8 protein-coding genes are annotated in these 14,969 nt (G+C 72.0%); 2 read left to right on the top strand and 6 right to left on the bottom strand.

The features are described from left to right. Positions 1-273: 273 nt before the first annotated feature. Complete coding sequence (locus HUV60_RS29145) at positions 274-987, top strand: ATP-binding cassette domain-containing protein (RefSeq protein WP_257851505.1); 714 nt, start codon at positions 274-276, stop codon at positions 985-987. Here HUV60_RS29145 and HUV60_RS29140 read toward each other — a convergent pair. Genes HUV60_RS29140 through HUV60_RS29120 form a run of 5 tightly spaced genes read right to left on the bottom strand, consistent with a single transcriptional unit; the run spans position 977 to position 9,088 of the window. Continuing rightward, positions 977-1,582 (bottom strand): GTP-binding protein, encoded by a 606-nt coding sequence (locus HUV60_RS29140; RefSeq protein ID WP_257851506.1) that lies wholly within the window; start codon positions 1,580-1,582, stop codon positions 977-979. The genes HUV60_RS29145 and HUV60_RS29140 overlap by 11 nt on opposite strands. Next, the gene (locus HUV60_RS29135) at positions 1,563-5,258 is read right to left on the bottom strand and encodes a hydantoinase B/oxoprolinase family protein (protein ID WP_257851507.1); all 3,696 of its coding nucleotides are present in this window, start codon (positions 5,256-5,258) and stop codon (positions 1,563-1,565) included. The genes HUV60_RS29140 and HUV60_RS29135 overlap by 20 nt, the downstream gene beginning before the upstream one ends. A gap of 24 nt (positions 5,259-5,282) precedes the next feature. Then, complete coding sequence (locus HUV60_RS29130) at positions 5,283-5,678, bottom strand: DUF742 domain-containing protein (protein WP_257851508.1); 396 nt, start codon at positions 5,676-5,678, stop codon at positions 5,283-5,285. A 9-nt stretch (positions 5,679-5,687) separates the two neighbouring features. Further along, a complete protein-coding gene (locus tag HUV60_RS29125; protein WP_257851509.1) occupies positions 5,688-6,122 on the bottom strand; it encodes a roadblock/LC7 domain-containing protein in 435 nt (144 codons plus the stop codon). Beyond that, entirely contained in the window at positions 6,119-9,088 is a 2,970-nt protein-coding gene (locus HUV60_RS29120) for a nitrate- and nitrite sensing domain-containing protein (RefSeq protein ID WP_257851510.1), read from the bottom strand. The genes HUV60_RS29125 and HUV60_RS29120 overlap by 4 nt, the downstream gene beginning before the upstream one ends. Before the next feature lie 416 nt (positions 9,089-9,504). Here HUV60_RS29120 and HUV60_RS29115 point away from each other — a divergent pair, with 416 nt between their 5' ends. Then, positions 9,505-10,143 (top strand): hypothetical protein, encoded by a 639-nt coding sequence (locus HUV60_RS29115; protein WP_257851511.1) that lies wholly within the window; start codon positions 9,505-9,507, stop codon positions 10,141-10,143. Positions 10,144-10,248: 105 nt separating this feature from the next. Here HUV60_RS29115 and HUV60_RS29110 read toward each other — a convergent pair whose 3' ends face one another. Then, positions 10,249-14,898: a hypothetical protein gene (locus HUV60_RS29110; protein WP_257851512.1), complete on the bottom strand. Its 4,650-nt coding sequence runs from the start codon at positions 14,896-14,898 to the stop codon at positions 10,249-10,251. Between the last annotated feature and the right edge of the window lie 71 nt (positions 14,899-14,969).

Genomic DNA, 14,969 nt, shown 5'->3' with positions numbered 1-14,969 from the left:
AGAAGGGTTCATTGGGTCCCTGTCCGGAAACTCCGGGGCACCTCACCGGGTCGGAGACTTGCTTCCGGACGTGGGCCACGGCCAGAGGAGCAACAGCTGCAACACGGTGTCCTGGGGCGAGATTCAGACCAGCGGAGACTTCTGCTTCATCTACGTAGGCTCCACCAGGCTCAGCGTCGGTAGTGTCGTCACCCGCTACTGACAGCATCGGACCCGTTGGCGGCCCCGGTTCTTCCGGGGGCCGCCTCCCACGGAAGTTGACAGAAGGCCGGAATGACCATCCATATCTCGCGCTGTTCCTTCGGATACCGGCGCCGGGATCTCGTCCTCGAAGACCTGATGCTCGATCTGCCGTCAGGATGCGCTGTGCTCCTCGGGCCGAACGGCGCCGGGAAGTCGACGCTGCTGTCATTACTGGCATCCGCACGCAGACCCCGGGCGGGCAGCATGACGCTCGGCGACCTCGACACCCGCAAGCGGGGTGATCTGAAGCAGTACCGGCAGCAGGTCGGCTGGCTGCCGCAGCAGGTGACTCCCGTTCCAGGGCTGCGGGTCAGGGAGCAGGCCGCGTATGCCGGCTGGTTGAAGGGCCTGTCGAGGCGGAACGCCTGGGACAGGTCTTGGGAAGCGATCAAGCAGGTGGGTCTGGGGGAACTGGCCGAACGCTCCGCCGCCCAGCTGTCAGGAGGCCAGCTGCGGCGCCTGGGTATCGCCCAGACGCTCGTGCATTCGGCCCAGGTGGTACTGATGGACGAACCAACTGCTGGTCTTGACCCGACGCAGCGGAGGGTCTTCCGCGCGCTTCTCGACGATCTCAAGGACCGGGCGAGCTTCGTGGTCTCCACGCATCAGACCGAGGACCTGGCGCACAGCTACGACACGGTCATCCTCCTGAATCAGGGAAGCGTCCGGCCCCGCGTGATGCGGAGAGGGCCACGGCACCCGCGGGGCGAGGTCCGGCCGGACCTCCTCCGGTTCAGATGGTGACGGCCTGGCGGCGCTGCGCCGCCTGTGCCATGGCGTGCTGGACGACGCCGACGAGGACGCTCTTGACCGACTCGCGGTCCCGGGCGTCGCCCATCAGGAGCGGTACGTCCGGGTCGAGATCGAGCGCTCGGCGGACGTCCTCGGCCGGGTGAAGCGCAGCTCCCTCGAAGCAGTTGACGCCGACGAGGAACGGTATGGAGCGCCGCTCGAAGTAGTCGACGGCCGCGAAGCAGTCCTCCAGCCGCCGGGTGTCGGCGAGGACGACAGCACCGAGGGCGCCCTCGGCGAGCTCGTCCCACATGAACCAGAACCGCTCCTGACCGGGCGTGCCGAAAAGGTACAGCACCAGATCCTCGCGGAGCGTGATGCGGCCGAAGTCCATGGCCACCGTGGTGGTGTTCTTGGCCTCCACCCCGCTGAGGTCGTCGACCGGACGCCCTGCTTCGGTGAGCAGTTCCTCGGTGCGCAGCGGCCTGATCTCACTGACCGCGCCGACGAGCGTGGTCTTGCCCACGCCGAAGCCGCCGGCCACCAGGATCTTGAGCGTGACGGGCTCGACCGGGGGCTTGCCGCGCTCAGAACGCCCGAAGATCATCGTACTTTTCTCCTGCTGGGTGAAGGTCCTGCGGTGGACCGTAGCCGCCACCGCCGGGGGTTTCGATGACGAGGACGTCGCCGGGGCGGACGTCCGCCGAATCGCTGCCGTCGAGTGTGGTGACGCCACCGTCCGCCCGGTCGATCCGGTTGGCGCCGAGCGCCCCGGGCACGCCGCCCGCCATACCGTACGGAGGGATCCTGCGGTGCTGGGACAGCGTGGAAACGGTCATGGGTTCCAGGAACCGGATGCGGCGGACCGCGCCGTCCCCGCCGTGCCACCGGCCTGCTCCGCCGCTGCCCTCGCGTACGGCGAACGCGTCGACACGGACGGGCAGTCGCCACTCCAGGACCTCGGGGTCGGTGAGGCGCGAGTTGGTCATGTGGGTCTGCACGACGGGCGCTCCGGGAAAGCCGTCCCCCGCGCCCGAGCCGGAGGCGACGGTCTCGTAGTACTGATGACGGGCGTTGCCGAAGGTGACGTTGTTCATGGTGCCGGAGCCCTCGGCCTGGACGCCGAGCGCCGCGTAGAGGGCGCCGGTGATGCTCTGGGAGGTCTCCACGTTGCCCGCGACGACGGCGGCGGGTGACCGGGGCGCCAGCATGGAGCCGGGCGGCACGATGACCCGCAGCGGCCGCAGGCATCCGTCGTTGAGCGGAATGTCGTCGCCGACCAGGGTACGGAAGACGTACAGGACTGCCGCGTTGACAACCGAGAAGGGCGCGTTGAAGTTGGTGGGCAACTGCCCTGTGGTACCCGTGAAGTCGATGGTGGCGGAGCGATCCGCGCGGTCCACCCGTACGCTCACACGGATGACGGCGCCGGAGTCGGTCTCGTAGGAGTACTCGCCGTCCTCGAGGGCGTCGATCACGCGGCGTACCGAGTCCTCGGCATGGTCCTGGACGTGCCGCATGTACGCCTGGACCACGCCGAGGCCGAAGTTCTCGATCATCCGGCCGACCTCGTCGACGCCCTTCTGGTTGGCGGCGATCTGGGCGCGCAGGTCGGCGAGGTTGGTCTGCGGGTCACGGGAGGGGTACCGGGCGTCGGTCAGGAGGAGGAGGGTCTCCTTTTCGCGGAACCGGCCGTTCTCGGCGAGCAGCCAGTTGTCGAAGAGGATGCCTTCCTCGTCGATGCTGCGGCTGTCGGCGGGCATGGACCCCGGGGCGATGCCGCCGATCTCGGCGTGGTGGCCACGAGAGGCGACGTGGAAGAGAACCTTTCTGTCACCCTGCGTGGTGCCGGCGGGCCCGGTGCCGAAGACCGGGGTGATCACGGTGACGTCGGGGAGATGGGTACCGCCGTGGTACGGGTCGTTCACGGCGTAGGTGTCACCTGGGCACATGGTGGAGCCGCGCCGCCGGATGACCTCCTTGACGCCGGTGCCCATCGAGCCCAGGTGGACGGGGATGTGGGGGGCGTTGGCCACCAGGTTTCCGTCCGGGTCGAAGAGGGCGCAGGAGAAGTCCAGGCGCTCCTTGATGTTGACGGACTGGGCGGTGGACTCGAGGCGGGCGCCCATCTGTTCGGCGATGGACATGAAGAGGTTGTTGAAGACCTCAAGCATCACTGGGTCGGCTTCCGGGCCGGATCCCCTGTCCGGCTCCGCGTCGGGATCGGAACCCTGTGTAATCGCGACGCGTTCCATGATCAGATGCCCGTCCTGGTTCGGAGCGGCTCGCCAGCCTTCGTCGACGACGGTCGTGGCGCCTGCCTCGGTGATGATCGCCGGGCCGGCGACCGCCTCGCCGGGGGGAAGGTCCTCACGACGGTGGAGGAGGACGTCGCGCCAGGTACCGCCGGTGTGGAGGCGGACGGGGCGTGGAGCGGCGGGGCTGCCTTCGTAAGGGGCGAGGGCGGAGAGATCGGGGGGTTCGGTGATGCCGGTGGCTTCGACGGAGAGGGCTTCGACGACGATCGGGCGGTCGAGCGTGAAGGAGTAGGTGGCGCGATGACGTTCTTCGAAGGCGCGGCGCATGGCGGTGGGGTCGGTCAGTTCGACCGTGAGGGTGGTGTCGGTGCCGTCGTAGCGGAGCTGGGCGCGCCGTGTGACCTCGATCCGGTCCCCGGGGACGTCCTCGGCAAGGAGTTCGGCGCGGGCCGCCTCTTCCAGATCGTCGGCGATCCGGTGGATGCCGGGCATCTCGGCGGGCTCCAGGGGTGCCTCGGCGGAGTGTTCGCGCATGGCCGTGGTGTCGGCGAGGCCCATACCGAGTGCCGAGAGGACCCCCGCCATGGGCGGCACGAGGACGGTACGGATGCCGAGGGAGTCGGCGACCCTGCACGCGTGCTGCCCGCCCGCACCACCGAAGGTGGTGAGGGCGTAACGGGTGATGTCGTGGCCCTTCTGGACGGAGATCCGCTTCACCGCGGCGGCGATGTTGGCGATGGCGATCCGCAGGTAGCCCTCGGCGACCTGCTCCGGGGTTCGGTCGTCGCCGGTCTGTTCGCGGATCTCACGCGCGAGGGTGGTGAAGCGGTCGCGGATGAGTCCGGCGTCGATGCGCTGGTCGCCGTCCGGGCCGAACACCGCGGGGAAGTGGGCGGGCTGGATACGTCCGAGCATGACGTTGGCGTCGGTGACGGTGAGCGGTCCGCCGGCCCGGTAACAGGCGGGGCCGGGGTCGGCGCCGGCCGAGTTCGGTCCCACACGGTAGCGGGAGCCGTCGAAGTGGAGGACCGAGCCGCCGCCGGCGGCGACGGTGTGGATGTCCAGCATGGGCGCGCGCAGCCGGACACCGGAGATCCGGGTGGTGAAAACGCGTTCGTAGTCCCCTGCGAAGTGGGAGACGTCGGTGGAGGTGCCGCCCATGTCGAAGCCGATGACCCGGTCGAAGCCGGCGAGCTGCGACATGCGGGCCATCCCGACGATGCCGCCGGCCGGCCCGGACAGGACAGCGTCCTTGCCACGGAACTGCGCGGCTTCGGCGAGGCCGCCGTTGGACTGCATGAACATCAGCCGTACGCCGTCGAGTGCGCCGGCCACCTGCCGGACATAGCGGCGCAGCACGGGCGAGAGGTAGGCGTCGACGACGGCCGTGTCCCCGCGCGGGACGAGTCGCATCAGCGGGCTGACCTCGCTGGACAGCGAGATCTGCGGGAAGCCGATGCGGGCGGCGAGTTTCCCGACCGCCTTTTCGTGGGCAGGGTGGAGGTGGCTGTGCATGCAGACCACGGCAACGGCACGGATGCCGTCGTCGTGGGCCCGCTGCAGCGGGCCGCCGAGGGCGTCGAGGTCGGGGGCGCGCAGGACGGTGCCGTCAGCGGCGACGCGTTCGTCCACTTCGACCACCCGTTCGTACAGGAGCTCGGGCAGTTCGATGCGGCGGGCGAAGATGTCGGGGCGGTTCTGGTAGGCGATGCGCAGAGCGTCGCGGAAGCCGCGGGTGATGACCAGGAGGGTGCGTTCGCCCGTACGCTCCAGGAGGGCGTTGGTGGCGACCGTGGTTCCCATGCGCACGGACTCGACGGGATCGCGGGAGCCGGCCAGCAGTTCGCGGACGCCCGTGACCGCCGCGTCGGCGGCGGGTTCCGCCTCGCCGGGAGGAGGTTCGGGCCGGTCGAGGGCCGGGTTGTCCGACAGCAGTTTGCGGGTGAGGAGCCGCCCGTCGGGGCGGCGGGCGACGATGTCGGTGAAGGTGCCGCCTCGGTCGACCCAGAACTGCCAGCCTGTCACGTCAGTACCTCGCTTCCGTGCCGCTCACAGCGCCCGGAGGCCGTTGATCACGTCGCGCAGAATACTCTCGTCCGGCAGTTCGGCGGGGGGGACGGGCCGGTTCACGTGGACGGATTCGAGGTCGACGAGATCACCGACGAGGACGCGTACCACTCCGACCGGCAGGTCGAGTTCCGCCGCGAGTTCCGCGACCGTCTGCGGAGTGGCACGGCACATTTCGACGATGTCCACGTGTTCCGGGGAGAGCGCGGGGTCCGTCTCCGGATCGGCGGCGTCGGGCCGGGTGACGACCACTGCGATCAGGTCGAGGCGGTGCTGGGCCGCACTCGAGGTGCGGCCCCGCGTCATGGCATACGGACGGACGACCGGTCCGGCATCGTCGTCGAACCAGTGGCTTCTTCCCTCACCGTCAGCGCTCATGCCATCCCACTACCCGCCCGGGGGCAGATCGGTACGCGGTTCGGAGTCCAGATGCGGACCGACCCGCTTCACCAGGAGGGTCATCTCGTAGGCGACCTGCCCGACGTCCGAGTCGGCATCGGCGAATACGGCGAGGCAGCTGCTGTCCCCGGCGGCGGTGACGAACAGGAACGCCTCGTCGAGTTCGACGACGGTCTGACGGACGCTGCCTGCCCCGAAGTGGCGGCCCACCCCCTTGGCCAGGCTGTGGAACCCGGAGGCGACAGCGGCCAGATGCTCGCTGTCCTCGCGGGTGAGGTCCTTGGAGGCCCCCGTGGCGAGGCCGTCGCCGGAGAGCACGACGGCCTTTCGGATCCGCGCGACGCGGGCCACCAGGTCGTCGAGGAGCCAGTTGAGCTCCCCCTTGCCCTCGTCGGCGTGGCCGGTCGTGTGCGGTGCGGTCATCGGCCATCCCCCTCAGTCGTTCCTGGTGGTGTTGCCCCGCCGGGGGCGTCGTCGCCCGCGGCGTTCTCCTCACGGCCGCGCTGCCAGCCGCGCTGGAGCGAGGCCATGCGGCTGCGCACCTCCTCCGCGTCCCGTTCGACGGGCTGGGATCTCTCCCCGTCCCGTCGTGGCGTGCCCCGTTTGAGCTGAGGGGAGAGGCTGGCCTGCCGTACGCGCCGGGGCAGCGGCGCGGTGTCGGCCGGGCCGCCGGTACCCGTGTCCCGCGGGGCGCTGCCGAAGCCCGGCTCCGCAGGATCCGATGCGGAGTGCTCCCGGCGGGTGTCCGCCGCGACCGTGGGGTGTGCGGGTCCTCCCGGGAAGTCACCGGCGGCCGGGGGGACGGGACCGTCGTCCCGAGCAGGGCCGTGGGGCGCCTGGTCCGCGGGACGGTCCTCGGCGCGTGCTCCGATCCGGGGACGGGGCGCCCCTCCCCGCCGGCGGGCGGGCAGGGGCGGCGGCTTCTCAGCGTCAAAGGATCCCGGACCCCGGCCCGGGGAGGGCTGCTCACCGCGGCGGCGGGTCGGCAGTACGGGCGCCGGTTCCTGCCCCGGGCAGCCGGACGACGTACCGGTGTCCTGGTCCGTCCGCTCCCGGCCGGTGTGCTCGTCGCCGACAGGACGTCCGTGGGAACTGACCAGCTTGGGCGTTCCCCTGCGGACCGGCAGGAGCGGGGCCTCCGTCCGCCCTTCCGTGTCCAGGTCCGGTCCGACGCCGTTGCCCTTGCCGATGCCGGGGGCCTGCTGCTGGGGCTCGCGGCGGCGGCCCGGCCGCTCGTCCTTGGCACGGGACGGGGAGCGGCGGTGGCCGAACAGGCCGCCGCGCTCGTCATCCTCGTCCGCGGGTACGCCCGGGTAGTCGTCGAGGGAGTCCAGATCGACGGGGGCCTCGAGTTCGACCGGGCCGTCCATGAGCGAGGCGGGCAGTCCGGGCAGTTGGGCGGGCACCTGGGAGAGCGCGAGACGGCGGCCGTCCTCCGGCTCGCTGTCCTTGGCGCGCCGGGGCCGGTCGAGGCGGAAGCCGACGCCGTTGGTGTCGGGGACGTCGTCGGTGAGGAGCGCGTCCGGGATGAAGACGACCGCGGTGGTGCCGCCGTAGGGAGACGGCTGCAGCGAGACCCGGACGTTCTGCCGCTGTGCGAGACGGCTGACCACGAACAGTCCGAGCCGGTCGGTGTCGGAGAGCTCGAACTCCGGTGTCCCGGCGAGCCGCAGGTTGGCATCGAGCAGCGCCTCGGCGGCCAGGCCGAGACCCCGGTCGTGGATCTCCAGGGTGAAGCCGTTGGCCACGCGCTCCCCCAGGACCTGGACGGCGGTGTGCGGCGGGGAGAACACCGTGGCGTTCTCCATGAGTTCGGCCACCAGGTGGGTCAGGTCGGCCACGGCGGGGCCGGTGACGGCGACCCGCGGCAGCCGGCGGACCTCGATGCGCTCGTAGTCCTCGACCTCGGCGACGGCGGCGCGCACGACGTCCATGAGCTGGACGGGTTGGCGCCACTGCCGGGAGGGCGCGGCGCCGGACAGGATCACCAGGCCCTCAGCGTGCCGGCGCATGCGGGTGGTGAGGTGGTCCAGACGGAACAGGTCGGCGAGTTCCTCGGTGTCGTCGGTTCTGCGCTCCATGGCGTCGAGCAGGGTGAGCTGCTTGTGCAGCAGGACCTGGCTGCGACGGGCGAGGTTGACGAAGACCTCCGAGACGCCCGAGCGCAGTTCGGACTGTTTGACGGCCGCCTCCACGGCGGCGCGCTGCAGGGTGTTGAGGGCCTGGCCGACCTCGCCGATCTCGTTCCTGTCGTACTCCAGGCGGGGGACCTCGGTCTCGACGTCCACCTGTTCGCCCGCAGAGAGGCGGCGCATCACACCGGGCAGTCGCACACCGGACGCCTCGTGGGCCTCCAGGCGCAGTTGCCGCAGATCACGGATGAGACCGCGGCCGACGCGCACGGACAGGACGAGCGAGACCAGCAGGGCGACCAGTCCGAGAAGGCCGGCGACGGCGGCCTGGATGATGACGCCCGTGGCGACGGGCCGGACGCGGTCCTGGTAGCGGTCGGTCACCTGGTCGTTGAGGGTACCGAGTTCCTCGAGCACATGACCGGCCGCGGTGTCCCAGCTCTTCGCGGTGATCCCGCGGGGCGGTCCGGTGCCGGAGGAAACGGCCGCCTCCTCGGCGACCCTCAGCGGAGCGGACGCCGCGTTCTTCCAGAAGCTCTCGTAGCGGTCCCGTTCCGACGCGGGCAACTGCGGCAGACCGACGTCGTACAGCAGCGTGCGCTGGGCCATGAAGTCGGAGATGTCCCGGACCTCGGAGGGGGAGAGCGTGCCGACGACGAGGGCGGAGCCGAGCAGGGCGTCCTCGCGGGCGAGGAGTTCACGGGCGCGGGCGAGACCGACGAGGGCGCGGTACTGCTTGTCCAGCCCGACGTCGTCGACCACGTGCAAATCGGCCAACAGGATGTAGCACGGGTCGACCAGCCCGTTGTAGAGGTCGAGGGCCTGGGAACGGTCGACGGTGCCGTCCTCGACACTGCGGCGCAGGGACTCGATGCCCTCGAGGGAGTCCAGTACCGCGTCCAGTGCCTCGGTGTCCTGGCCCATCGCGTCTCGCACATCGGGGTTCGCCGCGTTCTCCCGCACGCTGTTGACGGCCTTGTCGGTGGCGACCCGGCTGCGGCGGAGTGCGGCGAGCCCGTCGGAGGCACGCGGGTCGGCAAGGTGGACGAGGGTCTGGCGGCGTTCCTGCTGGAGGACGCGGACGGTGTCCTCGACGGGGTACCCGACCTCTTCCATCACCGACGACACATCGAACAGATGGCTTGCCTCACGGCCCGTCAGCACGGTGGTGAAGGCCCAGATCGCCGTCAGGGACACCAGCGGCACGAGAAGCAGCGCCACGATCTTCCGGCGGATGGACTTCCCGCGAAAGCGCATGGCCTCCCCCAGCTCGACTCCCGGGACAGCCAGGAGCACACATGTGCGTCAATAAACGGCGCGAGCCTACTACCGCGCCACGGCCAACTCGAAGAGCTCTCCGGAATCCGAACTTCCGCACCGGCGGCGAGACATGGTGAGTTGTCGGGGCATTGCGTGAGATTGACTCCCGGTTCGCAGGGGGGCCGCCGGGCTGGGCCGTGACGCCCGCCGGTAGGGTTTGGCCGGTTCCTTATCCTTACTCGGGAATCTTTGTGACGTGCCGTTCGTCCTTCTCTGTGGGCGATGGGGACGGAATCGGCCGCAGGAGCCACGTCCCGTATCCGGGCGGCGTAAATCAGCGCAAGCCGGGCAGTCGTTGGGGAACCGGGTCCTCGGACCCGAGAAAGCGGTCTGCGGCGGTGGGGAGTGACACGTTGACGGGCACGGCGGAGCGGTACAGGTCACCCGAGGGCGACGCGGTGGCACAGGTGGTGGAGCGGCCGGATACCGAGACCCCGAACCGCGGCGCGCCTGCGGCCGGAAGAGGGGCGGCCGGCGCCCAGGACGTTCCGGCGAACGGCACCGACCGGGTGTCGGCGGGCGTGACCGGGACACCGCCTGCCGGAACGGCCGGTGGGAGCGACGGCGCCACCCGGGCCGAGGACCACCGGCGGGCGAACCGCCGTCCGTTGTGGGTCGAGGAACCCGCGCGTCGGCGCCGGTTGCCGGATCCGGTGCGTACGTCGGCCGTGCGGGCGGTCATCATCGTCGCGATCACGCTGATTCAGGCCATGGTGGCCTTCCTCTGCACGCTCGCCGGTTCCTGGCTCGCGTTCCCCATGGTCATCAGCAGTGTCGTCAGCACCGTCCTGGCCACCTGGGGTGTCCTCGACGTGTGGGTGACCCGCCAGGTCTGGAACCAGCGCAACGGCGTGGTGTCCGCACCCAGCAGCACCGCGCGGGCCCTGCGGCGCGAGCGGCGCCGTGCCCGTCGTCAGGGACGGTCCGCGCAGCGTGCGCAGGCGCGAATACGCCGGCAGGGCGGCGGGGCCGGTCAGCTGTCCCACCCCTGATTCCGCCCTGCCCCTGACGCTCCGCCGCCCTGCGGGACACCCGATCAGGCCCGGGGCCCGCTCGCACGGGCCGGGGCACCGGTGCCCCGGGGAGAGGCTGCCCGGTCAACCGTTCGCAGGGGCGGGCCTCTTGAACATCCGGGTGGCCGTGATCTCGCTGTGCACGGCTCCCTCTTCGGGGGTCTCCCGGGGCAGGCCCGGCCTCAAGTGCTCCTCGACGCTGATGTACTTGAGCCCCGCTCGCAGGTCGGCGTCGTTCCGCAGGCGGATGACCAGGGGGAACTCCGCGAGGGCCGTCGTGTCGAACAGGCCGGTGGTGTAGAGGAGCTGCACACCGAGCGCGTCGGCCACGGCCCTCTGGAGCTCCAGCAGGTAGGTGGCGTTGGCGCGGCCGATGGGGTTGTCGAGGAACAGGGTCCCGGCGTGCCGGTGCCGGTCGCGGCCCCGGTCGTTGGAGCGCAGCGCGGCCATCGTGCAGTACAGGGCGATCGCGGCGGTGAGCAGCTGCCCTCCGGAGAACACGTCGCCCATCTGTCCGACGGGCACCCGCTCCGCGCGCAGCACCGCGTCCGGTTTGAGGATCTCGACGGCGATGCCCTTCGGCCGGACGGCGGCGGCGACTCCGCGCAGCAGCAGGGACATCCCGTCGCGGCGCAGGTCGGAGTTCTTGCGGACGGCCGCGCGGGTCGCCTCGTCGACGACCTCGCCGAGCCGCTCGGTGAGGGTCGCCTGGTCGGGTTCCTCGAAGCGGATGCGCAGGAATTCCTGCCCGGACCACTCGCCGAGCCCTTCGGGCAGCCGGGACAGCCGCTGGGCGGAGCGCAGAGTGGCGAGGGCCGACTCGACGAGCCCTCTGAGCCGGTCCACGATCGAGTCGCGGTTGCGTTCCAGCTGTGCCAGTTCGTCGGTGAGAACCCGGAGCCGGGGAGCGAAGGCGTCCGCCCACTTCTGGGCGTGCTCGGGCAGCGCGGAGGCGGGCAGCTCGCGGATCTGCTGCCGCGCGGGGGTGCGGACCTGCTCGTAGCGTGTGGAGTTGGCGTGCCGGACGAGGATGTCGCTGGCTTCGCGCACCGCGGACTCGGCGGCGGACAGGCCGGCTGCGCAGACCCGCAGTGACCTGCGGGCTTCCGCGGCGGACCGGCGGGCCTCCTCCGGGTTGCCGGGATAGGGGTCGGACTGCTCCGGCTCCTCCTCAAAGGCGTGTTCCCGCAGCAGGTCGCGGAGCATGGCGGTGATCTCGTCGAATCCTCCGGCCGCGTCCTCTGCGGCGCGGTGCGCGTCGAGGAGTTCGCCGTGGATCTCCCTGGCGTTGTCCAGCTCCCCGGTCAGGGCGGCCAGTTCGGCCGTGGCGGTACGCAGCAGCGCCTGTGCGTGCTCGGCGTCGCGCGGCACCATCTCCTCGGGAAGCGCGGTGTGCCGGTCGCCGTCCTCGGGCGCCAGCCGTTCTGCCTCGCCGCGCAGCCGGCCGAGTTGCTCGCTCGCGCTCGTCGTGCGGGTCTCCAGGAGCTGCACCAGCTCCTCGGCGCGGGCAGCGGCGGCCTGCCGGCTGGGGCCGTCCGAGCCCTCGGGCGACTCGAGCAGCTGCTCCGCGCGGTTGCGGACCTTGTTGCTCAGCCGGTCCAGCTCCGCGCGGGCCGTGCTCTCGTCGCTCTCCGCGCGGGCCTGCTCGGCGCGCAGATCGGCTCCGACACCGACCTTCTCGTACACCTGGGACGCGGCACGGTAGGCCTCGCGCAGGGCAGGCAGAGAGACCCGCGGCGGCTCGGTGCCGGCCCCGGGCGGATCACCGGATACGTCGTCGGGGGCGCCGGCGATCTCCGAGCGCTCGGCACGCAGCGCACGCGCGGTGCGCCGGGCGTCGTCGGCGGCCCGCTGTGCGCCGCGCCGGTCCTCGTCGGCGGCCCGCGCGCGCTCCAGGCAGGCCTGGGCGCGGGCCTCCGCCTCGGTGGCGTCGTCGGCCAGTCCACGCAGACTGGCCTGCCGGCCTGCCCGTTCGCGGAGCCGGAAGGCGAGTCCCGCGAGGGCGTCGGCGGCACGCCTGGCCTTCTGTGCGACCTCCTGGCGCTCGTCACGCACCCGGGCAGCCTCGGCCGCGGTCTCCTCGGCCTCCGCTCGCACGGCGCGTGCCTCGGCCAGCTCCGCCTCGGACTCCTGCGCGAAGGCGCGGGCGTCGTGGGCGGCGCGGGCCAGTTCGGTGAGCCGGCCGGCCGGGCAGCCGGTGCGCCAGGAGGTGAGCCGCGCGGTCAGTTCGCGGTCCTTGGCGAGCCGTGCCGCGAGCGCCCGGATCTCCTCGTCGCGTGCGGTCGCACGGGCGCGCAGTGTCTGCCGTTCCTCGTCGGCGGCGTGCTCGTCGTGCATGGCCGGGTTCGGCGGTACCAGGAAGACATCGCCGGTGTCCGCCTCCGGTGCCGGGGCCGGCGCGAGGAGGGCGGCGGCCGTGCCCACGGCGACCGCGGAGCGGGGCAGCAGGGCGGCGTCGCTCAGGACCTCTCGGGCGCGGGTGTGGGAGTCCGGGTCGGTGATGACAACGCCATCGACCAGTTCGGGGCGGGCGGCGAGCACGCGCGCGTGGTCGGCGGGGTCGACGGCCTGGGCGAGGTAGCGCCAGCCGGGCAGGGCGGGGATGCCGTGCTCGCCGAGGAACTCGACCGTGGCCAGCACATCCGGTCCCGGCGGCAGCAGTCCGCCGTCGCCGAGGGCACCGAGGATGCGGGCGTCGTCGGCGGCGGCGGTGCGCAGTTCGAACAGCTGCCGTTCGGCGGAGGAGACCGCCTCCTCGAGCAGTTCGTGCAGGTCGTCGGCGAAGCGGTCCAGTTCCGTGGCGGTGAGGGCGCCTTCGGTGACGGGGTCGCCGCCCGGCTCGGTGTCCCTGCCGGGGCGGGACCTCGGCACGGACGGGCGGGTTCCGGTGCCGGCCAGGCCGAGCAGTTCGGCCGGGCGTTCCTCGGCGGCCAGCGCCTGGGCGGTACGCAGCTCGCCCTCGTGGGCGCGGCCGGCCGCCGTGGCCGCGTCCGCCGCGCGGGCGGCGGTGAGTTCTGCGCGGACCTCGCCTGCCGCGGCCTCACGCGCGTGCTCGGTCGCCCGGTGGGAAGCCTCACGGGCCGCGCCCCAGGCGGCGACCGCGGTCTTCTCCGCGTCGCTGGCCGCGAGGGCGGCGCGGGCCGGGTCGGCGTCGGGGGCACTGTCGTCGAGCCAGCCGGCCCGGACGGCCTCGGCGGTCTCCTGCTCGACCTCGGCGAGCCGCTGCCGGAGGTGGCCGATCTCGCTGCGGGCGCGCTGTGCCTCGGTCGCGGCGGAGGTGGCGTCGCGGTGGGCCGTGTCGCTGACCTCCTGCAGAGCGGCGGACCGCTCCTCCTCCTCGTTGGCGAGGTTCTCGGCGTTCTGGGCGGCCGTGTGCAGGGCACGTACGAGGTCGACGGCGGCCTTGGCGCGGGCGGCGAGAGCCGGTGCCGCGTCCCGCTCGGCCTCCTGGATCGCGGCGGAGACCCTGGCGACCCTGTCTGCGGCGGCCCGGTGGCGCAGCGCCGCCTCGGCGGCCTGCCAGGCCGCGTGCAGGGTGCGTGCGTCGGCGAGTTCACGCTTCTGGGCCGCGGCGGACTTCTCGGTCGCGGCCAGAGCCAGGGAGGCGTGCCGGTAGGCGATCTCCGCGGAGATCAACGCGCTGTGCTCGCACTCCGCCCCGGCCCTGGTCACGGTGTGGGCGGCGGCGGTGACCCGGTGGGCTAGGTCCGCGGCGCGGAGGTGTTCCTGGTGGCCGCGCGCGGAGAGCCTGCGGGCCAGGGTGCGGGTGCGGCGCTCGGCGGCGGTGTGGATCTCGCGCGCCCGGGTGCGGGCGCCGGCGGCTTCGACGATCCGGCCGAGGAGTTCGACGGACCCGGCGGTGAAGTCCCGTTCGGCGATCAGCTCGGCGCGTCGGCCCAGCTTGTTGCCGAAGCCGCCGACCAGGTCGGCGAGTCCGTCGGTGTCACGGGTGTCGGTGACCGCGCGCAGCAGCAGGTCGGTGAAGTCGGAGTCCTTCTTGACCGCGAAGAGGCCGGCGGCCTCGCCCTCGTCGGCGTTCATCTCCCGCTGGTAGCGGAAGAGTTCGGGGTCGAGTCCCAGCTCGCCGAGGTGTTCGGTCCAGCGCTCATGGGTCTCTTCCCAGTGCACCTCCAGGTGCGGATACGTCCTGCCCGCCTCCGTGAGCGCGTCCCGGAAGCCCTTCATGGTGCGGCGGCGGCCCCGCGCCCCCGACTGTCCGTCGGCGGGCGGCCGTACGGAGGTGGCCTCGGCGACGGGAAGGTTGTCCAGGCTGAGCCCCGGGCCGGGCCGCAGGGAGTACCAGGCCTCGGCGAACTTCCTCGGGTCGTTGGAGACCTGGCGCCCGCGCCATTCGCTGGCCTTGCCCACGACGACGCACTCGCCGGTCAGCACGTGCTGCCACTCCAGGGCCACATGGCCGCAGTCGTCGGCCAGCAAGAACTTGCGCAGCACACCGGAGCTGGCACCGCCGAGAGTGTTGCGGTGGCCCGGGAGCATCACGGAGAAGATCAGTTTCAGGAGGACGGACTTGCCGCCGCCGTTCTCCAGGAAAAGCACCCCGGCGGGTGCGGGCCGGCGGGGCGGGCCGACGGGCTCCTCCGCGAAGAACTCCGCCTGCGTCGGCGCAGGCTGCGGCACAGTCTCACCGACACCGCGCAGGTCAAGCACGGTGTCGGCGTAGCGCGCACCGGCGGGTCCGATGGAGTAGAGGCGGACCCGGGACAGCTCGTACATGGCGGACTCTCGAAGTCTTCGGCAGGTCGGGGTGGCTCGGAAGGAAGGAAGGAAGGAAGGAAGGAACGGGG

It is taken from the genome of Streptomyces sp. KMM 9044 (genome assembly GCF_024701375.2).
Classification (GTDB): domain Bacteria; phylum Actinomycetota; class Actinomycetes; order Streptomycetales; family Streptomycetaceae; genus Streptomyces.
The sequence above is the reverse complement of the archived record's forward strand: the minus strand, read 5'-3'. Positions and strand labels throughout refer to the sequence as shown.